Source organism: Mesomycoplasma ovipneumoniae, assembly GCF_038095975.1.
In the GTDB taxonomy this organism is placed as follows: domain Bacteria; phylum Bacillota_I; class Bacilli_A; order Mycoplasmatales; family Metamycoplasmataceae; genus Mesomycoplasma; species Mesomycoplasma ovipneumoniae_C.
In genome coordinates this window covers 950,221-974,247 of record NZ_CP146003.1, presented here as the reverse complement: position 1 = coordinate 974,247, position 24,027 = coordinate 950,221, and the positions used below count along the sequence as shown (strand labels likewise).

General features: G+C 28.5%; 24 protein-coding genes and 9 tRNA genes. 17 read left to right on the top strand and 16 right to left on the bottom strand.

Annotated features, from left to right (window positions below; all coding sequences use genetic code 4):
• The first annotated feature begins 206 nt into the window (after nucleotides 1-206).
• The 8 genes from V3255_RS03580 (at nucleotide 207) to V3255_RS03545 (ending at nucleotide 8,583) form a co-directional block, all read left to right on the top strand.
• A complete protein-coding gene (locus V3255_RS03580) occupies nucleotides 207-755 on the top strand; it encodes a hypothetical protein (RefSeq protein WP_333503533.1) in 549 nt (182 codons plus the stop codon).
• 820 nt (nucleotides 756-1,575) lie between these two features.
• Complete coding sequence (locus V3255_RS03575; protein ID WP_333503532.1) at nucleotides 1,576-2,172, top strand: hypothetical protein; 597 nt, start codon at nucleotides 1,576-1,578, stop codon at nucleotides 2,170-2,172.
• Between the two features lie 396 nt (nucleotides 2,173-2,568).
• Nucleotides 2,569-3,126: a hypothetical protein gene (locus V3255_RS03570; protein ID WP_341516244.1), complete on the top strand. Its 558-nt coding sequence runs from the start codon at nucleotides 2,569-2,571 to the stop codon at nucleotides 3,124-3,126.
• Nucleotides 3,127-3,730: 604 nt separating this feature from the next.
• The gene (locus V3255_RS03565; RefSeq protein WP_069099184.1) at nucleotides 3,731-4,090 is read left to right on the top strand and encodes a hypothetical protein; all 360 of its coding nucleotides are present in this window, start codon (nucleotides 3,731-3,733) and stop codon (nucleotides 4,088-4,090) included.
• The gene (locus tag V3255_RS03560; protein WP_333503530.1) at nucleotides 4,044-5,333 is read left to right on the top strand and encodes a glucose-6-phosphate isomerase; all 1,290 of its coding nucleotides are present in this window, start codon (nucleotides 4,044-4,046) and stop codon (nucleotides 5,331-5,333) included. Before V3255_RS03565 ends, V3255_RS03560 begins: the two co-directional genes overlap by 47 nt.
• Nucleotides 5,334-6,178: 845 nt before the next feature.
• Complete coding sequence (gene dcm_N, locus V3255_RS03555) at nucleotides 6,179-6,607, top strand: DNA (cytosine-5-)-methyltransferase N-terminal subunit (protein ID WP_337898673.1); 429 nt, start codon at nucleotides 6,179-6,181, stop codon at nucleotides 6,605-6,607.
• Nucleotides 6,574-7,389 (top strand): DNA (cytosine-5-)-methyltransferase, encoded by an 816-nt coding sequence (gene dcm, locus V3255_RS03550; protein WP_337903061.1) that lies wholly within the window; start codon nucleotides 6,574-6,576, stop codon nucleotides 7,387-7,389. The genes dcm_N and dcm overlap by 34 nt, the downstream gene beginning before the upstream one ends.
• A 3-nt stretch (nucleotides 7,390-7,392) precedes the next feature.
• Nucleotides 7,393-8,583, top strand: coding sequence for an MAG4270 family putative restriction endonuclease (locus V3255_RS03545; protein WP_425355557.1), 1,191 nt, complete (start codon nucleotides 7,393-7,395; stop codon nucleotides 8,581-8,583).
• 24 nt (nucleotides 8,584-8,607) lie between these two features.
• On the opposite strand, the gene V3255_RS03540 is transcribed toward V3255_RS03545, so the two are convergent.
• The 3 genes from V3255_RS03540 to rplU form a co-directional block, all read right to left on the bottom strand.
• Nucleotides 8,608-8,940 carry a transposase gene (locus tag V3255_RS03540; protein ID WP_333503527.1) on the bottom strand — a complete coding sequence of 111 codons (333 nt, stop codon included), beginning with the start codon at nucleotides 8,938-8,940 and terminating at the stop codon, nucleotides 8,608-8,610.
• A gap of 71 nt (nucleotides 8,941-9,011) precedes the next feature.
• Nucleotides 9,012-9,266, bottom strand: a complete 255-nt coding sequence (rpmA, locus tag V3255_RS03535) for a 50S ribosomal protein L27 (RefSeq protein ID WP_010321253.1) — start codon at nucleotides 9,264-9,266, stop codon at nucleotides 9,012-9,014.
• Between the two features lie 7 nt (nucleotides 9,267-9,273).
• Nucleotides 9,274-9,573 carry a 50S ribosomal protein L21 gene (gene rplU, locus V3255_RS03530; RefSeq protein ID WP_044284344.1) on the bottom strand — a complete coding sequence of 100 codons (300 nt, stop codon included), beginning with the start codon at nucleotides 9,571-9,573 and terminating at the stop codon, nucleotides 9,274-9,276.
• Nucleotides 9,574-9,736: 163 nt separating this feature from the next.
• Between rplU and V3255_RS03525 the strand changes: the two genes are divergently transcribed.
• Both V3255_RS03525 and V3255_RS03520 read left to right on the top strand, forming a co-directional pair.
• Nucleotides 9,737-10,396, top strand: coding sequence for a uracil-DNA glycosylase (locus V3255_RS03525; RefSeq protein WP_341516242.1), 660 nt, complete (start codon nucleotides 9,737-9,739; stop codon nucleotides 10,394-10,396).
• Between the two features lie 46 nt (nucleotides 10,397-10,442).
• On the top strand, nucleotides 10,443-11,513 hold the full coding sequence (locus V3255_RS03520; RefSeq protein WP_333503525.1) for a M42 family metallopeptidase: 1,071 nt from the start codon (nucleotides 10,443-10,445) through the stop codon (nucleotides 11,511-11,513).
• Nucleotides 11,514-11,560: 47 nt separating this feature from the next.
• On the opposite strand, the gene V3255_RS03515 is transcribed toward V3255_RS03520, so the two are convergent.
• On the bottom strand, nucleotides 11,561-11,836 hold the full coding sequence (locus tag V3255_RS03515) for a hypothetical protein (protein WP_333503524.1): 276 nt from the start codon (nucleotides 11,834-11,836) through the stop codon (nucleotides 11,561-11,563).
• A 74-nt stretch (nucleotides 11,837-11,910) separates the two neighbouring features.
• Here V3255_RS03515 and V3255_RS03510 point away from each other — a divergent pair, with 74 nt between their 5' ends.
• The 6 genes from V3255_RS03510 (at nucleotide 11,911) to rpmB (ending at nucleotide 15,935) form a co-directional block, all read left to right on the top strand.
• Nucleotides 11,911-12,702 (top strand): leucine-rich repeat domain-containing protein, encoded by a 792-nt coding sequence (locus V3255_RS03510; RefSeq protein WP_333503523.1) that lies wholly within the window; start codon nucleotides 11,911-11,913, stop codon nucleotides 12,700-12,702.
• Between the two features lie 89 nt (nucleotides 12,703-12,791).
• Nucleotides 12,792-14,228, top strand: a complete 1,437-nt coding sequence (pyk, locus tag V3255_RS03505; protein WP_080684857.1) for a pyruvate kinase — start codon at nucleotides 12,792-12,794, stop codon at nucleotides 14,226-14,228.
• Between the two features lie 229 nt (nucleotides 14,229-14,457).
• The gene (gene infC / locus V3255_RS03500) at nucleotides 14,458-15,108 is read left to right on the top strand and encodes a translation initiation factor IF-3 (protein WP_010321260.1); all 651 of its coding nucleotides are present in this window, start codon (nucleotides 14,458-14,460) and stop codon (nucleotides 15,106-15,108) included.
• A complete protein-coding gene (rpmI, locus tag V3255_RS03495; RefSeq protein WP_044284348.1) occupies nucleotides 15,101-15,295 on the top strand; it encodes a 50S ribosomal protein L35 in 195 nt (64 codons plus the stop codon). The genes infC and rpmI overlap by 8 nt, the downstream gene beginning before the upstream one ends.
• Before the next feature lie 61 nt (nucleotides 15,296-15,356).
• Nucleotides 15,357-15,713 carry a 50S ribosomal protein L20 gene (rplT, locus tag V3255_RS03490; protein ID WP_044284349.1) on the top strand — a complete coding sequence of 119 codons (357 nt, stop codon included), beginning with the start codon at nucleotides 15,357-15,359 and terminating at the stop codon, nucleotides 15,711-15,713.
• Between the two features lie 27 nt (nucleotides 15,714-15,740).
• The gene (rpmB, locus tag V3255_RS03485) at nucleotides 15,741-15,935 is read left to right on the top strand and encodes a 50S ribosomal protein L28 (RefSeq protein ID WP_337902995.1); all 195 of its coding nucleotides are present in this window, start codon (nucleotides 15,741-15,743) and stop codon (nucleotides 15,933-15,935) included.
• 1,101 nt (nucleotides 15,936-17,036) lie between these two features.
• On the opposite strand, the gene V3255_RS03480 is transcribed toward rpmB, so the two are convergent.
• The 12 genes from V3255_RS03480 to V3255_RS03425 form a co-directional block, all read right to left on the bottom strand.
• Entirely contained in the window at nucleotides 17,037-17,159 is a 123-nt protein-coding gene (locus V3255_RS03480; protein WP_333503522.1) for a hypothetical protein, read from the bottom strand.
• A 1,010-nt stretch (nucleotides 17,160-18,169) separates the two neighbouring features.
• The gene (gene gyrA, locus V3255_RS03475) at nucleotides 18,170-20,725 is read right to left on the bottom strand and encodes a DNA gyrase subunit A (RefSeq protein WP_333503521.1); all 2,556 of its coding nucleotides are present in this window, start codon (nucleotides 20,723-20,725) and stop codon (nucleotides 18,170-18,172) included.
• Nucleotides 20,726-21,118: 393 nt separating this feature from the next.
• Nucleotides 21,119-21,835 (bottom strand): hypothetical protein, encoded by a 717-nt coding sequence (locus V3255_RS03470; RefSeq protein WP_080684858.1) that lies wholly within the window; start codon nucleotides 21,833-21,835, stop codon nucleotides 21,119-21,121.
• 337 nt (nucleotides 21,836-22,172) lie between these two features.
• Nucleotides 22,173-22,248: transfer RNA gene (locus tag V3255_RS03465), tRNA-Phe, on the bottom strand.
• Nucleotide 22,249: 1 nt separating this feature from the next.
• Nucleotides 22,250-22,325: transfer RNA gene (locus V3255_RS03460), tRNA-Asp, on the bottom strand.
• A gap of 1 nt (nucleotide 22,326) precedes the next feature.
• A tRNA-Met gene (locus tag V3255_RS03455) sits at nucleotides 22,327-22,401 on the bottom strand.
• Nucleotides 22,402-22,426: 25 nt separating this feature from the next.
• Nucleotides 22,427-22,517: transfer RNA gene (locus tag V3255_RS03450), tRNA-Ser, on the bottom strand.
• A gap of 4 nt (nucleotides 22,518-22,521) precedes the next feature.
• Nucleotides 22,522-22,597: transfer RNA gene (locus V3255_RS03445), tRNA-Ile, on the bottom strand.
• A gap of 30 nt (nucleotides 22,598-22,627) precedes the next feature.
• Nucleotides 22,628-22,704, bottom strand: a tRNA-Met gene (locus tag V3255_RS03440).
• A gap of 2 nt (nucleotides 22,705-22,706) precedes the next feature.
• A tRNA-Ala gene (locus tag V3255_RS03435) sits at nucleotides 22,707-22,783 on the bottom strand.
• 3 nt (nucleotides 22,784-22,786) lie between these two features.
• A tRNA-Pro gene (locus V3255_RS03430) sits at nucleotides 22,787-22,863 on the bottom strand.
• Nucleotides 22,864-22,939: 76 nt separating this feature from the next.
• Nucleotides 22,940-23,016, bottom strand: a tRNA-Arg gene (locus V3255_RS03425).
• 78 nt (nucleotides 23,017-23,094) lie between these two features.
• On the opposite strand from V3255_RS03425, the gene ylqF reads away from it, so the two are divergent.
• A complete protein-coding gene (ylqF, locus tag V3255_RS03420) occupies nucleotides 23,095-23,886 on the top strand; it encodes a ribosome biogenesis GTPase YlqF (RefSeq protein ID WP_337902993.1) in 792 nt (263 codons plus the stop codon).
• Nucleotides 23,887-24,027 lie beyond the last annotated feature (141 nt).

Here is a 24,027-nt window from a genome sequence, read left to right as displayed (position 1 = left end):
CCTATCCATTTCCTTATCTCGCAATTGTTTCAATGTTAAGTTTGAGTCATAATGGAGATTTTTTAAGACATTTTTATTTAAACATTTTTAACAATTTTTTTATTTTGCATTTGTTTGAAATAATTACTTACTTAATTTTTTATTTCCCTTATTCATATGTTTGTAGTTTTTTACAAAAAACATTCCGTTTTTATTTAATAAAAAAAGTGAAACAAAAATTAGGTCGACTAAATCCAGAAAATAAATTCGGTTTTTTAACTAACTTTGATTATGATAGATATTATAAATTTGCGTGTCAAAGAAAACTTTATTCACGTTATTTTGACATTAATAATTGACACCAATATGATCAAATTGTCGAAAATATTATCAAGTGAATAAATAACGTTTCATGACATTCACAAGGTTATTTACCAAGATATTATTCTCATATAATTTTGGAAGTGTTTTTATTTAATTCTGATAATTCTAATAATTCAGAATCAAAAATCAATCCAAAAAAATGAAAATATTTTTTAATATTTTATTTTATTTTTACAGCATTGCATTTTATATTTACATGATATCCACTTTGATTAGTTGCTGGATATTATTATTGAGACCAATTAAATGTGAATCTATATAAAGAACTTTTTCAAGAAGATGTTGCTGTTTGATTACTGCCATTATTTTTTCTTTTTCTAGGTTATGTCATTATTCCTGCGGTTCTTTATTTCCCAAAAACAGCGCTGACACTTTGACTTTTCGAAGGATAAGAATTATTAAAATTAGTAGAAAAAAATTCAGACAAATAATTTTTATCTATGATTTTGATTGTACTACTTTTGTTAATTTTTCTACTAATTTATTTTGTTTTAGTCTTCCCGAGTTTCCCAGTTTGATGAGATAATTTTAAAAAAGTCTCAGGTTTTCCGTGCTTTTTTAACTTTTTTGTCAAAAGTTAATTACAAATTTTATTAGTGACTTATTAAGATATCAAAGTAGAAATCATGCCTATTTCAAATATTTTGATCACTAGAAACTCCACCGCGATTTTTAAATATCATTTGCTAATTTGATGTGTTAAATTCAACCCTTTGTCTTAATTTTTGCCATCAAATTGGCAAACCCAGGGAAATAACTATAAAAGCAAAAACACTAAATTTTAAATCTAACCCTAGCAACATCGAGTTGATCATTGCTTTTTAATATAATATAGTATAATATAATTAACCACATTTTATATCTAATGATAAATTTAAGGAGGCTTTAAATGCTTAAATTATCCAAATTTAAAATCATTTTTGGAATAACAACTTTTGCGACAGTTGTCACTTTACCTTTTTTAATATTAAGTATTAAATATTAAGTATTAATCAAAAAACTGTCAAAAATGATAAAAATATATCTGAGACAACTTTCTCTAAAACATTAAAATCCGAATCTCTGAAAGTAATTTCAGCTTTAAAACAAAAAAATGCCGAGTCCTTTTCTTCTACTAACGAAAATACTGAAGCGCGGATTAAGGATTTTTCAAAATTTGAAAAAGATTTTCAAGATTTTATCGATGAAGTTTCACAAAACCCGAATTTAAACTTGGAAAAAATAGCTAAAGAAAAATTACTAAAAAAAGGTGTTACCGTCGATAATATTGAAAAAATATTTGCTTCAAAAAATTCAAAAAATAACAAAATTCAAAATCAAGATTTACTTGTTAACCCTCAATCCTTTTCTTCTAGGAGCACTCCCAATTTAAAAATGAAAGAATTTGCGGATAAACTTTGGGAGCAACACGTTTTCAATGCCGCATTTGCTGCTATAAATTACGGTCTTGCAGTGGCTTATGGAGTTATTTGAATGTTGGGATCAGCATTTGCTAGCACTATTGCTGGCGGTGTCTCAACATACCTTTCAGTTCTATACAAAGATGCTTATAATTCTCTTGTGTATGACAAAAATTGAGATGCTATTAAAGAAACAGACGCTATTTATTATACTAAAGAAGCATCTAAAGCATTATCTCGTTATAGTATCGTATCAACACCACTCAAAATTTTAGAAATGTGGAAAAAATTAAGATTAGGACAAAAAGCAGTGATGGTTATTCTAAATTCGGTAAAATGGGTTAATCCCCAAATTGTTATTGTGTTATCTGCAATAGATTTTTTCCAATCAATGGCTTCCTTAGGTTAATTAATTAAAAAAATGAACTTTTGATCAAGAGTTGAAAAATTTCTAAACCTTAAAATACCAAAAAAATTTTCAATAATCCCGTTTTTGTCTAATGTTTTGTATTTTAGACTTTTTTTCTTTTTAGTTTTTCTGTTTAATCCTTATAAGCAAAAAAAGCACTATTTTTTGCTTATTTTGTTTTTTTTAATAAGCTATCCATTTCCTTATTTTGCAATTGTTTCAATGTTAAGTTTGAGTCATAATGGAGATTTTTTAAGACATTTTTATTCAAAAATTTTTAACAATTTTTTTATTTTGCATTTGTTTGAAATAATTACTTACTTAATTTTTTATTTCCCTTATTCATATGTTTGTAGTTTTTTACAAAAAATATTCCGTTTTTATTTAATAAAAAAAGTGAAACAAAAATTAGGTCGACTAAATCCAGAAAATAAATTCGGTTTTTTAACTAACTTTGATTATGATAGATATTATAAATTTGCGTGTCAAAGAAAACTTTATTCACGTTTTTTTGACATGAATGATTGACATAAATATGACCAAATTGTTGAAAATATTATTAAGTCAATAAATAATTCTGGATGATATACAGATACTTATCTACCAAGATATTATGCTCATATAATTTTGGAAGTGTTTTTATTTAATTCTGATAATTCTGATAATTCTAATAATTCAGAATCAAAAATCAATCCAAAAAAATGAAAATATTTTTTAATATTTTATTTTATTTTTACAGCATTGCATTTTATATTTACATGATATCCACTTTGATTAGTTGCTGGATATCATTATTGAGACCAATTAAATGTGAATCTATATAAAGAACTTTTTCGAGAAGATGTTGCTGTTTGATTACTACCACTCTTATTTCTTTTTCTAGGTTATGTCATTATTCCTGTGGTTCTTTATTTCCCAAAAACATCGCTGACATTTTGACTTTTTGAAGGGTAAAAATTATTAAAATTAGTAGAAAAAATTCAGATAACTAGTTTTTATCTATGATTTTGATTGTACCACTTTTATCAATTTTTTCTACTAATTTATTTTGTTTTGAGTCTTCCCCAGTTTACGAGTTTGATGAGATAATTTTAAAAAAGTATCGGCCTTTCTGTGCTTTTTTAATTTTTTTGTCAAAAGTTAATTACAAATTTTATTAGTGATTTATTAAGATATCAAAGTAGAAATCATGCCTATTTCAAATATTTTGATCACTAGAAACACCACAGCGATTTTTAAATATGATCGCTGATTTCATGTGTTAAATTCAACCCTTTGTCTTAATTTTTTGACATCAAACTGGCAAACCCAGAAAAAAAATAATTCTTAATTCCACAATTTATTTCAGTTGATGGAATTGGTGATATTAACACCCTAAAAATCATTCAACCCCGTAATTTACGGCCTTTTTTGTCAATTGAAGATTTTCAGACCAGGACAAAAACAAACAATATAACACTAAAAAAAATAATATAACTGGCAGTTTTTGGTAAAATTTCTAAAATAACACAAGTAAATTTATTTGATTAAACAAAAACAACAAAAAGCGAGTAAAATTATGGATATCGGTGACAAAGTACTATGTAAAATCAAATCTCTACATAAAAAATATTTTTGGGTTTCAATGCCTGATGGCTATGATGGTGTTGTTTTTTTAGATGCAAAACAACTAACAAATGGTCGAAAAATTGATAATTATTACCAAATAGGCCAACAACTTATTTTAAAAATTGAGACAATTTCTCATTTTAACAAAAAAGCATCACTTTTAGATACCCGTAGAGTAATTTACTACAATGAAGCCGAACATCTTTTAGAAACTCAATCAGGATTTAAAAATCTACAAAAATTATGCGAGGAGCAAATAAATTATGAGTCTAAGTTTAGAAATAAAGTCAAAAATAAACCTGAATTATAGTGAATTTCAACAAAAAGTTGCTAAAATTCACGAGAAAATTAATTCAAAATCTAGTCCTGATATTAATTTTTTAGGGTGAAATGATTTTCCTAGTTCTGCTGTTAATTTTGATGAAATCAAAAAAATGCAGCAAAAAATCCAAAAATTACATGAAGACTCTATTAATATTTTAGTTGTAATTGGAATTGGTGGTTCATATTTGGGAGCAAAAGCTGCTATTGATTTTACAGGTGGTCTTGGCCCTTTTGATAATAAACCTGAGGTTATTTTTTTAGGAAATTCGCTGTCATCAACAGATTTAGCCCAGAAACTTGAATATTTAAAGACAAAAAAATTCGCAATTAATGTTATTTCCAAATCTGGATCAACAATTGAGCCAGCAGTTACATTTCAAATTTTATACCAATTTTTAGTTGATCAAGTTGGTGAAAAAGAAGCAAAAAATAGGACTTTTGTTACAACAGGTTTTAAATCTGGCGAACTTTTAGAAATAGCGAAAGCAAATAATTTTGAAACATTTGAAGTTATTGACTCAATTGGTGGCCGTTTTAGCGTTCTTTCATCTGTTGGATTTTTTCCAATGATATTTGCTGGAATTGATGTTTTTGAGGTAATTGAAGGAGCAAAACAAGCACACAAGAGTTATTCAAAAGAGCTTGTTGAAGAAAATTTAGCCTATAAATACGCACTTTCTCGTTTTTTACTTTACAAAAATCACGACTATAAAACTGAAATTTTAGTTTCATATGAACCATTTTTAATGTATTTTAATGAGTGGTGAAAACAACTTTTTGGTGAATCTGAAGGAAAAGATTTAAAAGGAATTTTTCCAGCTTCTGCAATTTTTACTACAGATTTGCATTCACTTGGCCAATTTATTCAATCAGGAACTAAAAATTTTTTTCAAACTGTTATTTATATAAAGAAACCAAAATTTGACATTGAAATTAAAAAGTTGCCAACTTTTGAAACAAAAATTAACACACTTTCAGGAAAAACTGTAAATGAAATTAATTATCAAGCATTTTTAGCAACAACACTAGCGCATTCAGAGCAAGGAAACAACCCTAATTTTGTAATTCAAGTTGAAGATAGCTCGCCAAAAACATTCGGTCATTTAGTAATGTTTTTTGAAAAAGCATGCGCAATGTCGGCTTATTTGCTCGGAGTTAATCCATTTAATCAACCTGGTGTTGAAGATTACAAAAAAGAGTTAGTGAAAAATTTAGGCTGATCTAAGTAATTTTTTTGCATTTTCCTGATCTCCCCAGTTTGATGAGCCAATCTTAAAAAAGTGTCCGATTTTTTGGGCACTTTTTTAACTTTTTTGGCAAATTCAGGAATAATAACTACAAAGCAAAAACACTAAATTTTAAATCTGACCATCACGAAAGAAAAAATACAACTACTATTTAAACTCAATGCAAATAGAAAACTCATTTTTATTTACAGTGAGCCTAAAAAAATATATGAAGTTTTGAAAGAACAATAACCAAAAGCCATAAATTCAAAGATTTCTAAACGGGTAAATTTAAGGCATTCCATCATATTTAAAAACATAATGGATAATTCGCATTTTCTAATTTTTTTATGACAAAAACATAACTAATTTCCCCTTAATTCAATATCAAAATTTATTAATTTATTCTTAGTGAGTCTTATTATAACATAATTTTATTTTAGGCCAAACATTTTTTTCAAAAGGTTAATTTCTAAACTATAAAAATTAAGGTTTTAGCCTAAAAAAAACAAGCATTTACGGGTATTTTTTGCAAATTCACATTCACTAAAAGTGAATTTTTGCCATCAAACTGTCAAACTCAGGAGTTAAAAATTTAGGCTGATCTAACTAATTTTTTTTAGATTTTTGCTCTAAAAAATAAACAAAATTAAAAAATAAACTCGGAAAAAAAGCCAACACCTTACTGTTAACTTTTTTGTCTTGGTTTATTTTGGTCTGGTTTTTTTAAAAATTTGCTATAAATTTACACACTTTTTGTAAAATTTACGATTTCTATAGTCTTTGAATTTACTTTAAGTTTTTATTACGCGTTATAATATAAAGTAATTTTTGAAGAAAGGTTATTTATGAAAAAAATAACTATTTTTGAAGCTTTTGCTGGTCTAGGATCACAATTACGTGCGCTCAAATTGGTAGGAAAAACTCTAAATTTTGAAGTTGAATCATTAGGAATTATTGAGTGATATATTCACGCTATTATTTCTTATCAAATTATTAATTATGAAGTCTTACCAGCAGATACAAAAACGCCAATAGAAGTAATTATTGATCAACTTTCTTCATTAAGGCTTTCAATAGATAGCAAAAATTTAGTGTCTAAAAATTATTTTCAAAAAATGAAGGAAGATAAATTGCGTAAAATTTATCCTTATTTTTTAAAAATGCTCAATAATCCGTCTCTCTCTCTCTCTCTTCTCTATCTAAGGATAATAAAAATAATTATTATCCTTGATATTCAGATATTAATCAAGTTAATCAAATACCTAAAAATATAGATATTTTTACTTATTCTTTCCCTTGCCAAGACTTATCGACACAAGGATTACAAAAAGGTCTTAACCCTTCAACAAGAAGCGGGCTACTTTGGCAAATTAAAAGAATTTTAGAAAATAATTTAGATAATTTACCTAAAGTTTTGTTGATGGAAAATGTAAAAAATTTAGCTAGTCAAAAATTTCGTGCTGAATTTAATAATTGAATTAATTTTTTAAAAACTTTAGGCTACCAAAGTAAATGAAAAATTTTAAACTCTACTGATTTTGGCTCATCTCAAAATAGACAAAGAGTTTTCATGGTTTCTTGGTTGACTAATAAAAAATTTGAATGACCAACCCCAATAAAACATAACAATAATTTAAAGAAGATTTTAGATTTTACTCATCTACCAAATGAAGAAAATCTAGCTAGCAAAATTTTTAAATATCAACTAACAACCCCTAGAATAACAAACTCAAGTATTAAGAAAAGGGAAATTATTAATTTTACTAAATTTAATTCTGAAAACTATATTTATTATCCTGACTTTTTCGGGCCAACACTTACAGCATCAGGGGCTAACTCTAGACTTAAATTTTTGATTCAAGAAAACTATATAAGAGAAATAAATTTTTATGAGTCCTTTAAATATATGGGTTTTACAGCACGTGATGCTCATAAAATTTATAAAACAAATTTAGTTCCACCAAAATCTATAATATTTTTAGCTGGTAATTCAATATCTATCGAAGTTCTAAAAGCACTATTTGAAAAAATTGTTTTGCTTTTAGAAAAGGAGTAATAGATGAGTGCAACTTTGAGATGGAGTAAATTAAAAATTAAAAGCAAATCAGAAAACAAAAATAAACCACAATTTAAAGGGGAAATATTTTTTGTTTATGATATTGAAAGTTTAGTAATTCATCATTTTTATATTCAAATTAATAGTTGTGTCATGTCTAAATTAGTAACTCAAAGTCATAGAGAAAAACATGAACAACACGATATTAATAAAACAAGTTGTTGCTATTATAAAAAAAGGGAAGAGTTTTTTAATAGTCTTAAGCAAAAAGTTGTTCAAAAAGATAGAAAAGATAAATCTAAAATTTATAATCAAGATGATTTACAAATCTTAAATAAAGGTGAAATTAAACGCTTAAATAAACTATTACGAAAACCAAATTTTTTAACCACAATTAAAAATTTATATAAATTTATCTATGGTTCCAACCCAGGTGGAGAATTATTTATACCTAAAAATGCTCCTATTATTTTAGATGATGAGGAAAATTTTGATAAAAATATCAGTTATTTTGCACTCTTTTTCACATATTATTCTGATTTTAAAAATAATAATTATGAATATGATGAATATTATGGTATTTATAAGGATGATGATTTATTCGAAGATGGTGAAAATTATTTTGATAGATTTAAAGATGCTCCTAAAAATTCAAAACTTCATAAAGTTTATCAATCATTAGTAAAACTCACTAGCAAAAAATCCAGTAAAGAAAGTGGCAAGAAAATTTTAGCAGAAATTAAAAAGTACTTATCATTAGATCAAATTAATTCTTTAGTAGAAAAAGAAAGAACAAAAATTCAAAAAATTAAGATAGATTCTATTAATATTCTTGATTTGAATAAACAAATTTATTTAGACAGGGCACATATTTTCCCAGTTGAAAGAATTAAAGATAAAATAGTAAAACTAGTAAATATGGAAAGCTATAAACTTGCCAGTCATGAAGTACAACGCTTTGTTAAAAAAATCACAGAAGCTCATAATTTAATAGCTTTAGATAAAAACTCACATACTCAGTTTGATAGAAATAAATTTACATGAGATTCCAAAAATGGAAAATTGGTGGTTAAGTGTTGCAACTCACCACAAACATGCGAGCATATATCTAAAAAAATTACCGATCTTCCAAAAGAAAAAATTACTGATGATATTTTAGATAATCTTTATTTAAGAAATTCTGGGAATATTTAGTTTTTTTGGTTCGCTAAGTTTTCCTTATTCTGATTTATCTTTAGTTATTTCGTAATATCTCTTAGCTATTTCTATTAATTCTTCTATTGTAAATTCGTTTCAATCAGGTTCAATTTGTTTTTTAGGTTTGCGACTGCCCGGCTTTTTGTTGGCACCCTTTTTATTTAATAATTGATCTTGCATACCATTATTATAGCATCGAATAATTTTTTTGGTTCTTAGATCTAGATGTTTTCTGGTTATAAAATTTGTATCTGGCGAAATATCATTTATATAATTTATTGTTTGTTTTAATCCAAATTCACTGTTAATTTTATAAATCATATCAAACTCGTCTTTTATAAAGTGTCTTGACATTAGAATTCTCCTTTTTGTTGCATTTGAAAATTTAAAAAAGCTAACACCCAAAGTGTCAGCTTTTTTAAATTTTAATCGCTAACAATAACTGTTGCATATTTGCGCTTTCTAGTTTTATGAAATTTTACAATTCCATCTGCAAGTGCAAATAAAGTATCATCGCCACCAATTCCAACATTTAATCCAGGGTAAATTTTAGTTCCCCTTTGACGGTAAATTATTGAACCAGTTAGCGCAAATTGTCCATCAGCGATTTTTTGACCGAGTCTACGACCTATCGAATCACGGCCATTCTTGGTAGAACCACCAGCTTTGGTCTTTGCCATTTCTAAATTATCCCTTCAATTCTGTTATTTTTACGCGGGTAAAGGGTTGTCTGTGCCCTAATTTACGTTTGTGAGTTGATTTTGGATTGTGACGGTAAACGACAATTTTTTTACCACGGCCTTGCTTTTCGACAACGCCAACAACAGTTGCATTTTCAACAAAAGGAGTTCCAATTTTTCCATTAATAAAAAGAACATCTGTGAAAATTACGTTTTCACCTTCATTTTTATCAATTTTTTCAATAAAAATTGTTTGATCCTTTTCAACTAAAAGCTGTTTACCACCGGTTTTAATAATTGCAAACATAAGATGCTCCTATGAATAATCATCCTAAAGGCACTAAATACTGATATTATTTAGATTTTAACCTTTTTGGTATGGGATGGTTTAACAAAATAAACAAAGAAATTATACCACTTTTATTAAAAAATCAAAAAAATTATTTTTTTAGTTTGTTATAATTTGACCTATGAAATCTAGCCCAACTTTTGCCACTTTTTTAGAACAAGAAATTAAAAAAACTTATTTCCAACAGCTTGAAAAAACACTAGAAATGGAATACAAAAATTATCAAATATACCCACAAAAACAAGATTTATTTCGTGCCATCGAGCTAACAAGTCTTGAAAATTTAAAAATAGTAATTGTCGGTCAAGACCCTTATCATCAAAAAGGACAAGCAGATGGACTTGCTTTTTCCAGTCGAGCCAAAATTTTACCACCGTCGCTTAAAAATATTTTTTCTGAAATAAAAAAATCATATCCAAACTTTTCAAAAACAGACGGAAATTTGCAAAATTGAGCAAAACAAGGCGTTTTACTGCTAAATACAGTTCTTTCTGTCAGAGAATCAACCCCTAATTCACATGAAAAAATAGGATGACAAACTTTTAGTCTTAATTTAATAAATTTTATTGTGGCTAACAAAAAAGACATCGTCTTTTTAATTTTAGGTCAAAAAGCTAAAACTTGCCTTAAAAATGTTGACTTTTCTGCTCAAAAAGTATTTTTTTATTCACACCCTTCGCTCTTAGGTTTTTGGAGATCACTAGAAAATTCAAGAGTTTTTGAAAAAATCAATGATTTTTTAAAACTGAAAAATAAAGAGCAAATTAATTGGAATTTATAGAAAAAAGTGTATAATTTTATATCAAAAACGTTTAAAGGAATTTGTTATGCAAATATTAGAAAAATTAAAAAAATATTGCGATATTGATGGAATGTCCCGTTATGAGGATGAAATTGTTACTGAATTAAAAAGATCAACTGCTAATCTTGATCTAAGTTATTCTCGTGACGGTTTTGGGTCATTAATTATGCAACAAAAAAAGCAAAATTCTGGACCTAAAATAGTTGTTGCAGCACATATGGATGAAGTTGGTTTCATTGTTTTAGACATTACCGAAAAAGGTTATATAAAAGTAAAATCTGTTGGTGGTATTTGAGGAAATGCTGTAATTGGTGCTAAATTTAAGTTAATAAACTCTTTAGGCCAAGAATTTTACGGTGTTGCTGGTCATACTTCAATTCACATTATGGAGCGCCAGAAAATTGAAAAAGCCTTGATGGTAAAAGATCTTTACTTTGATTTTGGGTTTAGATCAAAAAAAGAAGCCCAAGATCTTTCCGTTGAAATAGGAAACAGAATTTACTTTAGTAATCCTAGTTTTTTGATGCATAATCAAGATTATTTTGCATCAAAGGCGATAGATAACCGTGCTGGAGTTGTTGTAATTGACGAACTTGCTCACCGTTTGCATAATAAAAATTTAAAATCTAACCCAATTTTAGTCGGAACTGTTCAAGAAGAAGTCGGTTCACGTGGTGCAAAAATGGTTGCAAAAATGATTAAAGCTGATGTTGCTTTTGCAATTGACACAGGTGCTGCACATGATACCGAGGATGCAATCCCTGGCGTGCAAAAATTAGGAGCCGGAGTTGCTATTGACATTGCCGATGGTGGCGCATTGATGGATCCAAGACTTGTTGACATTATTTTCCGAATTGCCAAAGAAAGAAACATACCAATTTACCGATATGTTTCTCAAGGTGGAGGAACTGATGCAGAAGAACTCCAATATTCAGGTTATGGAACTCCTACAGTTAGCATCTCGATTCCGCAGCGCTATTTACATTCAACATATGGTCTAATTAGTATTTCTGACATTAAGGCTGCAACTGATTTAATCGAGGCTTTTATTTTAGAATTTGGCCAAGAAGAAAATGAACAATTAATTTATAAATAATAGTTTAAAAATCTTTTTGTTATATTTAAAATTTAACAGTAATTAAGTTAATAAATAAAATAAATTGGCTGTTTTTGTGCTTTTTCTGCTTCTGCTTTAGCGAGTTTTGAGTCATCTCATTTTACAGTATGATCTTGACCTTTAATTTCACCAGATCCTGTTGTAAAAGTTCGATAAACAGCGGCAATTCCCAATAAAGCAGGCGCAATTTTTCCAACTGCAGTTGCTACATTTGAAATAACAGCAAAAGCACCAGCACCCCCAGTTTCATGTTTATCTTTTTCGCTTAATTTAACGAAATTTTGGTTTGGTTGTTTTTTCATATTTGTATCTCCTTTCACCCAAAGTTAGTCAAAAGCCTAAAAAACATCTAAAAAAGGAAAAATTTAGGAAAAAAGTGCAAGTTTTCAGATTATCCCGCGATGAAGCGATAAAAATAATTAAAAATCCAGAATTTTTGCAAGGCAAAATTCTGGATTTATCATCCTTTAATTTTCAAGAAATTGATGATTTTGCTTTTTCAGGAATGAATTTAGAACTTAAAAAACTAATTTTGCCAAATTCACTTTTAAAAATTGGCGAGTCTGCTTTCATGTTAAACAAAATTGAAGAAGTAGTTTTTGGCCCAAATGTTGAAATTATTTTAGACTCAGCTTTTGAATCTAATTTAATAAAAAATATTAAAATTCCTGAAAAAGTAACTGTATTAAATACCTCAGTTTTTGCAAGTAATCAAATTGAAAACCTCGTAATTCCTGAATGAGTTAGCCAAATTAAATCTGATTCATTTGCCGACAATGAAATCCAAACCATTAAATTTAATTCAAACAAAATTAATGTTGATATTTACTCTTTTGTTGGAAACTCACCAAAAAAAATTGATATTTTTGGTGAGTTTTCTTTTAAAAATGAAAGTAAATTGTTGAATTTCTATAAAGTCAAATTTGATTTTTTTAAAAATTTTGACAAATTTGAAAATAACTTCAAAATTATCATTGATAATTTTGAAGTTAGCCAAATTTTCTTATCATTCAATTGAGAAAATTTGGAGACTATAAACTTAATTTCGCCTCATTTTCAAACTGAAAAAGAGCTTGAAATTTTTATTAACAAGTCAAAAATTGATAAAAATCTTCATTTTGAAGGTTCAGGGCCTGATTTTTTGAAAAAAACATTAAAAATTTGCTAATATTTTTTAGTTTGATATTATAATTATAAATAATTTTTTATATATTTTCAACAATTTTAAAACTAAAAACAAGGACACAAACAAAAATCATGAATGCAATGAAAAATTATATTTCAAAAAGAACGAAAATAATTGCGACAATCGGCCCATCAACCCAAGATTATGAAGTTTTAAAACAACTAGTTTTAGCTGGAGTTAGTGTAATTCGGGCTAATTTTTCTCACGGAACATACGAAGAGCAGCGCCAAAAATTCGAAAATGCTCGCAAAGCTTCGCAAGAACTTCAAATTCCAATTTCAATTATGCTTGACACAAAAGGACCTGAAATCCGTGTAGGTAAAATTCTTAATGGTTCGCAAAAAATTCTTGCAAATCAACATTTAACTGTCCTAACTGATAAAGATTCTTATGAAAATTTTGAAGGAACTGACCAAGTAATAACTGTTTCACACGAAATTGACAAAGACTTAAAAGTTGGGGATAGAGTTCTTTTTGATGATGGAAAATTACAATCAGAAGTTGTTGAAATTGAAGATGGAAAAGTTGTTGTAAAGACAAAAAATTCCCACATTTTAAAACCAAACAAGCGCCTAAATATGCCTGGCGTTCCTTTTTCATTACCTTTTTTATCTCAAAAAGACATTAACGACGTGCTTTTTGGGATTTCAGAAAATATTAATTATGTTGCTGCATCCTTTGTAAATTCAGCTGAAAATGTTAAGGAATTACGTAAACTTTTAGATGAAAACGGTGGTTCTCACATTCAAATAATTTCAAAAATCGAATCAACACTAGGTCTTGAAAATATCGATGAAATTATCGAGTTATCTGATGGAATTATGGTAGCCCGTGGTGATTTAGGACTCGAAGTTCCTTATGAAGAAGTTCCATATCAACAAAAAAGAATAATTAGAAAATGTCGTTTTGCTGGAAAAACTGTTGTCGTGGCAACACAAATGCTTGATTCAATGGAAAAATCTTCTCAACCAACTCGTGCTGAAGTTTCTGATGTTTATTGAGCAACTGAGTTAGGCGCTGATGCGACAATGTTATCTGGCGAATCAGCCCAAGGTCAATTCCCTGTTGAATCAGTTCAAGTTATGGCCGTTATTAATAAAAGAGCCGAAAAAGAGTTCTATAATAAGCTTTTTTATACAAAACAGTTAGCTGTAATTACCAAAAACTCAAAAGGTCCTCGAGCAAAAATTGCTCACAAATTAGCTCACCTTGCTTATGAAAATGAAATAAAATATACTGTTGTTCTATCAAGAACCGGTGAACTTTTAAAAGCAATAGCTAAATTTCGTCCAAATACCGCCGTTATCGGTGTTGTAAATAATGAAAAATTAATTTCAGGATTTGGAATAACATCTTCAGTTTTTGTTTCAATTAATTCTATTTCCGAATTTAACGCGATAAAAAGTGACTTTAATTTAGCGCGTAATGTTTTAAAACCTTTTGGAGCCGAAAAGGGAGACACCTTTTTAGTTGTTGAAAACGAAAAAATGGTGCAATTTGTTTATTAATTTTTAAATTTTTAAAAATTTGCTTTTGAAAATTTAAAAATTAAGTATAATTATAATGCAAATTTTTATTTGCAGAAAGTAGATTTGCTCTCACCTGAAGATCGCAAGATCTTGGGTTTACCTAGCAAACAAAGATTATTATTTTTTTGTTTAAATTATAATTTAATACTTTTTAAGATTTTTGTATAAACATAGTAAAAACCATTGAAAATGGAGATAAATTTAAATTTTGAATCCTAAAAATCTTTTTCAAAGAAAGCCACAACAAGATCACCAAATTAACGAAAATATTATGTTTCCTAACGTTTTTTTAGTTGGATCTGACAATGAAAAAATTGGAAAAACTCCGACTAAAGAAGCACTTGAACTTGCAAAATCCAAAGGACTTGATTTAGTTTTAATTTCAATTAAAGAAGTAAAAACTAAAGATGAAAAAGTTCAAAAAGTTCCAATAGCAAAAATTCTTGATTATGGTAAGTTTCGATACGACATAAAAAAGAAAAAAAAGGAAGAAAAAGAAAAGCAATCCTTTACTAATAACCGTGAAATACGGGTTAGTTTTAATATTAACAAGCAAGATATTCTTGTAAAATCAAAAAAAGCTAGAGAGTTTATTCTTGATGGCGACCGTGTGAAAATTGCTCTTCGTTTTCGTGGTCGTGAAATTACCCGAATTGATCAAGGTAAAATAACACTTGAGATATTTTTTGACCAATTGAAATACATTGCAAAAAAAAGCAAGGAAATTTCGCAAAACGGTAATTTTTTAGTTATGCATCTTGAACGTGATCGCAAAAAACTACCTAAATTCACTTCTTCAAAACAGCTAAAAGAACTTTTAGAATACGAAGAAATTCAAAATAAGGAAAAAAATGCCTAAAATCAAATTAAAAACAAAGTCAGCTTTGAAAAAAAGAATTAAGGTTACTGCAACCGGAAAAATTAAACACGGACATGCATATCGCTCACATTTAGCGCAAAATAAATCTACAAAACAAAAGCGCCAATCAAGAAAAGCTACTTTAATCGATCCTTCAGATTACAAAAGAATAAAAAAACTAATTTAATTAATTCAAAGAATTCACTAAATTTTTTGAAACTACATTATATAAAAGGAGAAATTTTATTATGAGAGTCAAAGGTGGAAGTGTAACGCGCCAGCGTCGCCGTCGTTGATTAAAATTAGCAAAAGGTTATTGAGGGCATAAATCAATCGGATTTAAAGTTGCAAAACAGGCAGTAATTAAATCTTGAACCTATGCTTTTCGTGATCGAAAACAGCGTAAACGTGAATTTCGAAAATTATGAATTAGTAGAATAAATGCTGCAGCTCGTGACCAAGGAATTTCATATTCGCAATTAATGCATAAAATCAAACTTGCAAACATTGAAATTAATCGTAAAATGCTTGCTGAAATGGCAATTAGTCGCAAAACTGAATTTGATAATATCATTAAAATTGCTTTAGAAAAAGGTCAAAAATAATCCCTTTCTTATCATAGGAGGAAAAAAATGGCAAGAAAAGACCCAATTTCACAACGTGGATCAATGAGCGGAAATAACCGTTCTCACGCCCTAAATGCAACTAAACGTAAATTTAATCTAAATTTACAGCAAATAGTTCTAAAAACTGCCTCAGGGCAAAAAGTTCGTATTAAAGTTTCAGCTAAAACCAAAAAAACCTTACAAAAATGAGGTAAAATTTAAAATCTGAAATTTTAATAGATTAAAAAATCACCTTAAAAAATAAAGAAACAAACACATTAATTTAGACGCATCAAAAAAGATGCGTCTATTTTTTTTATTAATTTATTTTAAATTGCGATTTATACTTTTTATATTAGTTAAATATGTTAAAATTAATTTAATAATTTTATATAGTTCAAGCAAATTTAAAGGAAACTTAGTATAATTTATATAATTCAAAATGCAACTTGAAATTTGTATAAAAATAGAGGCTAACCAATTTAATTAGATAATGTTTAAGAAAGAAAGTTTAGAAAAATTTTTCAATTTAAAATTCAACAATTGAATTTTATTTATCCCATTTTTTGGCACTAACAGCTATTATAAATTATTCGATTTACTTGTAGAATACAACAGTTTTGAGGGGATTTTATACTATAAAACCAGACTAATTTCACGACTTTTCTATTTAATTCTTCATTTATTTTCAATCATTTTGACCATTTCATTATTTGTGTTAATTTTTGTTTACAGAGTTCATTTTTTTACTTTTGGTGAAAATTTTATTTTTAGCCTTGAAAATAAAGATAATTATTTTTATGACTATAATATTTGATTTCCGAATATTATGAATGTGGTGATATATTCTTTCATTGCGTTTTTTGGATTTTTTTTAAATGCTTTTTGAGCAAAATTTGTTATTTACTTTTTTAAGAAATTTTTATACTGAAAATACAATTTGGAAAATAAAACCACAACCTTTGAATTTTTAGAAAATTTTAATTTAGAGCCTTTTGTAAATTCCGTTCTTGTTGACACTGAAAATTGTAAAAAAAAGAGGAAGAAATCAAGAAAAATTTGTTGAAAATATAAACATAACTACCCAATAATTAGCCTTTTTACAGAAGCAATTAATTCCCCTAAGCATACTAGACGTTCTTTTAAATATCGTAATATTAAGTTAAGGAACCGCAAGGAAATTAGTGAATTTGACTGGGTTGTAGCTGAGATGCAGAACTATTATTGATTTTATACATTTATTTTTGCTTCAATTTTTAATAAAAATGAAAAAAATTTTAACAGAAAAAAGTTTTTCTACTACTTATTTAAAATTTTATTTTTTTATATTTTATCAATTTGAATTCTTCTTTTTTTAGCAATTTTTCTATGCTTTAATCATTTTCTTCTTGATGAACCAACATTTTGGTTAAAAATTTCAACATTAGGAACTGTTATTGTTCCCATTTTTCTACTACCCGTTATCCTAGAACCTATATTTATTGAGTGAACATATCGCCGCATCAAAAAGCGATTTTTTGATGCTAATCTAATTAAGTCTGAAAAACAAGATTCAATATAAATGTTTTTTAAGGATATTATCTAAATGCACCTAAATTAGGCAAAAAATTAAGATTATTGCTTTTTATTCAGGATTTTGATTGTATTGTTTTAGTTGATTTTCAGTATTTTATTCCTGAGTTTCCCAGTTTAGGCAAAAATTCACTTTTTAGTGAATATAAATATGGAAAAATACCCGTAAATACGGGTTTTTTTACGCAAAGTTTTAATTTTTATAATTTTAAATTTAGTCTTTGCAAAAAAATTTTTAAAAAAATGCTTGGTCAAAAAAATTTTTAAGTTATAATAGAGTCACTAAGAATGAATTAATAAATTTTGATATTGAATTAAGGTGGGCTTGGTTATGTTTTTGCCATAAAAAAATCAGATAGTGCGATTTATCCATTATATTTTTAAATATGATGGAATGCCTTGAATTTAACCGTTTAGAAATCTATAAATTTAGGGCTTTTGGTTATTGTTCTTTCAAAACTTCATATATTTTTTTAGGCTCAATTTAAGTAAAAAGAGTTTTCTTTTTACATTGAGTTTAAATAGTAGTTGTATTTTTTTATGGTTTTTGTTAGCGTTTTAAACTAAAAAAGTGGTTTAAAAATTTCATAATTTTGCTTTTTAAGCTAAAATTTTAGCTTTTTTAGTTTGATTAATAAGTAGATTTTTCTTTCGTAATGGTTAGATTTAAAATTTAGTGTTTTTTTTGATAGTTATTTTTCCTGGGTTTGCTAGTTTGACGTCAAAAATTAAGAAAAGGGATGAATTTAAGACTATAAATCAGCGTCTAAATTACACTGTAAAATGCAAAATTAGGATTTTAAAGTCTTTAGATTCTGTAATTTTAATGCACCTAAATTTTTTTTAACTGTGAATTTGTTAGTGATTTGTCTAAAATTGATAGATTAATTTGCCTCTTTTTTAATTAAAGTAACAAAACTTATTTCGTCTTCACCTTTGAGTTTAATTAATTTTACCCCTTTTGTCCTACGACTAATTATTGGAACGCTATCAAGATCAATTCTAATTGCAAAGCCTCTTTTAGTGATAATTATTGCTTCCTGATCTGGGCCAATTGTGCCAACAAAAATAAGATCGCCAGCCTTTTCGTCGTCTAGACCTTTTAGTCCTTTAGTTGCTCTTCCGGTTAGTCGGTATTCTTCAACAGGAGTTTTTTTCCCATAACCATGTTTACTTAAATTAAAGACAAAATCATTGCCAAAAGTGTAACAAGCGCCAACTATTTCGTGTCCTTCTTGAAGAGCGATTCCTTTAACACCGATTGAAGCCCGACCGGTATTTCGCAATAATTTAATTGCCCAGCGATTTACAAGTCCTTGGGATGAGGCTAAAATAATATTGATTTCAGAACTTGCTGGGACAATAAAGGCTGATTTTAAATAATCTCCCTCAACAAGTTTTAAAGCGATTTTTCCATTTTTTGGAATATAACTAAACTCTGAAAGTTCCGTTTTTTTAATATAACCAAAAGCAGAAACCGTGATAAGTCAGTGATCTTTGTATTGCTGGTTTCAAGGAATTAATGCACTAATATTTTCATCTTTTTGTACTTGTACAAGATTTAAAAATGGGAGACCTTTTCCTTGTTTTGAACTATCAGGAATTTGGTGAGCTCGAAGTTTGAAAATTTTAGCACTTGAGGAAATAATTAAAAGATCGCTGTGGGTGTTTGTAATGCAAACAGATTTTAGCTCGTCATCTTTGTATAAATTTGAAACTGAGGCACCAAAGCCACCACGATTTTGTAGCCGATATTCTTCTAAATTTAACCTTTTTACATAGTTATTTTGGGTCAGCGAAATAATTACTTTTTCATTAGGGATAAAATCTTCTTCATTAAGTCGTATAATTTCGGTAATAATTTCAGATCTTCGTGGATCACTGAATTGTTCAGCGGTTGCTTTGTGTTGGGTAATAATTAATTCAATTAGTTTTTCAGGTGATTCAATTATTGACTTAATCTCATCAATTTCGATTTTTAGACTTTCAATGTCACTAATTAATTTTTCGATTGCCAAACTAGTTAGCCGACCAAGACGCATATCAATTATTGCTTTTGTTTGAACAGGATTTAAATTATAAGTTTGGGCTAATCTTTCTTGAGCAATTTGGTCTGAACTTGAAGATTTTATTATTGTAATTACATTGTCAATATTTTCAATAGCAATTTTTAAACCGCTTAAAATATTAAGTCTTTCGCTAGCTTTTTCCAGGTCAAAATTGAGTACACGAAGATTAATTTCTTTTTGGTGTTCAAGATAATGAGTTAAAATTTCCTTTAAATTCATTAATTTTGGCACACCTTTTACAAGCGCAAGCATATTTATTGAATAACTAATTTGTAAATCGGTGCTGTGATAAAGTTTATTTAAAATAACTTCAGGATTAAATCCTTTTTTAATATCAAAAACAACACGAATTCCGTGACGAGTACTTTCATCACGAATATCTTTAATTCCAAGAATTTTCTTATTTTTTACTAAAAAAGCAACCTTTTCGATAATAGAGGGTTTTTTAACTTCATAAGGAATTTCGTAAAAAATAATTCGTGATCTACCTGAATTTAAATGTTCAATTTTTGCTTTTGATCTAATTCAAAAAGTACCTTTTCCGGTTAAATATGCTTGATTTATCCCTTTTTTTCCCGAAATTATTGCGCCTGTTGGAAAATCTGGGCCAGGAAGAGTCTCAATTAATTCATTAATGTCAATATTTGGATTTCTTGCAAAAGTAATGAAAGTTTCAATAATTTCGCCTAAGTTATGCGGTGGAATTTTGGTGGTCATTCCAACAGCAATTCCAGAAACCCCTGAAACTAATAAATTTGGAAATCGTGCTGGTAAAATTTCAGGTTCCATTTCACTTGCATCATAATTAGGTCTGAAATTTACAGTATTTTTTTTAATACCTTCAATCATTTTATTAGAAATTTTTGACAGTCGCGCCTCAGTGTAACGCATTGCCGCAGCTTCATCGCCATCAATTGAACCAAAATTACCGTGTCCATCGATAAGTGGGTAGCGTAGTGAGAAAGGTTGAGCCATTCGAACCATTGAATCATAAACAGAAGCATCACCATGTGGGTGATATTTTCCAAGAACATCACCGACAATTCTAGCTGATTTTTTATAACTAGTTCCTGAAGTTATTCCAAGTTCACTCATTGTGTATAAAATTCGTCTATGAACAGGCTTTAGTCCATCACGAACATCAGGTAGAGCTCTTGAAACAATAACTGACATTGAATAATCAAGAAATGAAACTTTCATCTCATCTTCGATTTTAATTGGAACAATATTGTCAGTTACTGTTTCTAAAATTGTTGGTTTAACTTCGAAAATTTGGTCTGAGTCATCCGATTTGTCATCTTCACTATTTAAGCTAGAATCAATTTCTTTGATTTCTTCGTTATCTTTATGGTTTTTATTGTCCTCAATCATATATTTCCTTTTAAAAGCAATACTAATTTTAAAATTATACCATAATTTCCGGCTTTTTTTGAATTTTTGGTTGAAAAACTTCGAAATTTTTTTAATTATGTGTACCAACATAATTAAAAAAATATTTTTGTTTAAATAATAATTAATTTAGTTTTGATGACAAAAATAATCTGTGCCAAAAGTTGAAATTTAAACCTTAGATAAAACGGGGCTCAACTAAAAAAGTGCCGTAAAATACGGCATTTTATGATAACACCAAAACTGTAATAGTTAAATTTTTGGTTCCAATAATTCAAGACAATTCCTTAAAAAACAAAAAAACGAGCTTTGTAAGGCTCGAAATTTTCTAAAAATTGTAAAACAACTTGCTAAATTAATTTTTACTATTCAAAATTAGTGTTGGTGAAGTGTTAAAAGAATAAGGGCAAAAACAATTCCGGCTGCAAAAAGAATAAGCGAAATATGCCATTGTTTTGAGGAATTATTCCTGAGGTGAATAAATTCGGGAACTAATTCGATTATTACCACAAAACTCAAAATTGCTCCACCAGAAACATTGAAAAATGGAATTAGTCAACCAGTTTGAATAAAAAATCTATTCAAAAAAGCGCCTATTACGATAATTGGAATTAAAATTAGCGTTGTAATTAAGTTGTAAATTACGGACTTTTTAATACTTTGACCATATTGAACTTGCCGATAATGAATAATTAAAATTTCAATTAACATATGAGCGACAAAAGTCCCAATTAAATATCAATTAACTTCTTCTCCTGCAGTCACTCTGGCAATAACAGATCCTAGTATAAATCCATCAATTGTTCGGTGTGAAAGTAGAAGTAAAATTGCAAGTCAAGCAGATTTTGGACTGTCAATGTCAGAAAAATTTACAATATGATCGCTATGATCGTGCTGTTTGTGATCCAAGTGCAAATCTTTTTTAAAAATGCGAATAAAAAATCAACGGGCAATAAAAACGCTTGTCAGACCTAAAATTGAACCGCCGCCAATTATTAGAATTTTAAATAAATTTTCTAGATCACCATAGCTATGAGCGAAATTTTCAGCACCATTAAATCCTTCTTGCATAAGTCCAACTGTTGCAACCATCAACAAAAGACCGGTGCTGAGTGAATAGAGATAAATATTTGACGTTCGTTTAATTCGCGGTTTAACAATTGCAATCAAAAATACTATTAAAACCGGAACTGCTAGAATAATTAAAAGGAAAATTAGTAAATTTACAGTAAGGGAAAGATAAAAATCCGGATTTTGGTAAAAAATTGTTAATACCTTCTCTCTACATAAAAATAAATACTAAATTTTACAAGATAAATATTTTTTTTAACTAAAAAATATTAAAAAAAAATTAAAAATTAAAAAATGCCGTAATCTACGACATTTTTATTATAACTACTTATAAATTATTGGAGGTTGCAATTAGGTATGGTGGCTCCGACAGGAATCGAACCAGTGACACACGGTGCTTCAAACCGTTGCTCTACCAACTGAGCTACGGAGCCATGGCGGTCTAGACGGGGATCGAACCCGCGATCTCCTCCGTGACAGAGAGGCGTATTAACCACTTTACTACTAGACCTTGGTTGCGGAGGTAGGAATCGAACCTACGGCCTTTGGGTTATGAGCCCAACGAGCTACCTCTGCTCTACTCCGCTGTGTTAAGATTTTTTTTAAAATAAATGGCGGGCAATGAGGGATTCGAACCCCCGCGGGCTTTCACACCCCTGCCAGTTTTCAAGACTAGTCCCTTCAGCCACTTGGGTAATTGCCCATTTTGGTGGATCTAACTGGATTCGAACCAATGACCAACCGGTTATGAGCCGGATGCTCTAACCGCTGAGCTATAGATCCAGGCGATTTTGTTATATATTATGTGAAAATTGGTGGCTCCAAGGAGATTCGAACTCATGACCTTCCGGGTATGAACCGGACGCTCTAACCAACTGAGCTATAGAGCCAATGGTGGAGAGGAAGGGAGTCGAACCCTCTACCTCCTGCGTGCAAAACAGGCGCTCTAGCCAGATGAGCTACCCCCCCAAATGGTGAAGAAGACAGGATTTGAACCTGCGACCACTACGTCCCAAACGTAGCGCTCTGCCAAGCTGAGCTACTTCTCCAATTAATAATTATACACTATTTTTTGAAAAAGCAAAATTTTTTTATTTATTTTTTTTATTTTTAAAAATAAAAAAATGGCGATCACGAGAGGATTCGAACCTCTGACCACAAGCTTAGAAGGCTCGTGCTCTATCCTACTGAGCTACGTGACCACAATTTACAATTATACCACTTTTTTAATAAAAAGATTTATAATTTATTGCATGAAAATAAATTGATTTCCAGGTCATATGGCAAAAAGCATAAATGACATAGAAAATAAAGCGCGAATAGCAGATCTTTTTATTTTAGTTGTGGATGGCAGATGTCCTATTTCTAGTCTAAACGAGAATTTCTCGCAAATTGCAAAAGAAAAAATGACACTAGTAATAGTAACAAAAATTGATCTAGCTGATAAAAATAAATTCACTAAAATAAAAAAATTTTTTACGGATAAAAAATTTTTTGTTCTCTTTGTAAATTTACGAGATTATTCAGCTAGATTAGAAATTATATCACATTTAAATAAAATATTTAAAATAAAACAAGAAAAAAATTCAACTAAATTTTTTTCACCAAGTCTAAAATGTTTTGTTGTCGGAGTACCTAACACTGGAAAATCAACGCTAATAAATTTAATCACAAAATCACAACTAAAAGTAGGAAACCAACCGGGAATAACGAGAAATAATCAATGAATTAGCTATGATAAATTTCTTTTTCTTGACACCCCAGGTATCCTATTGCCAAAAATGGATGATCAAATTTTAGCCGTAAAATTAGCTATTATTGGTTTGATAAGGTGAGAAATTATAAATATTAGTGATCTTTTTATTGAAGCATACAAAATAATTTCTGAACAATACCCAAATTTCATCACAGATTTAGAACTAAAACCTTCGCTAATTGACTCAGAAATTGAAGAAAACTTGTTAATTTTGTGTAAAAATAAAAAATTTATAAATAAAAGCGGTCTAGATTTGCCTCGCTGTCGAAAGTGATTTTTAATGCATATAGGTAAACAAAAAATTACACTAGATTAATTTTTTTAACAAAATTAAATTTCACTAAAAAAATTTTTTAGAATAATCATTTTTTAAAAAGATCTAAATTATTGTGTTAATTTAGGTGCAAAAACGCGGCATTTTTGTTGCTTTTTGCGACCTAAAAGCAAGATCATTATT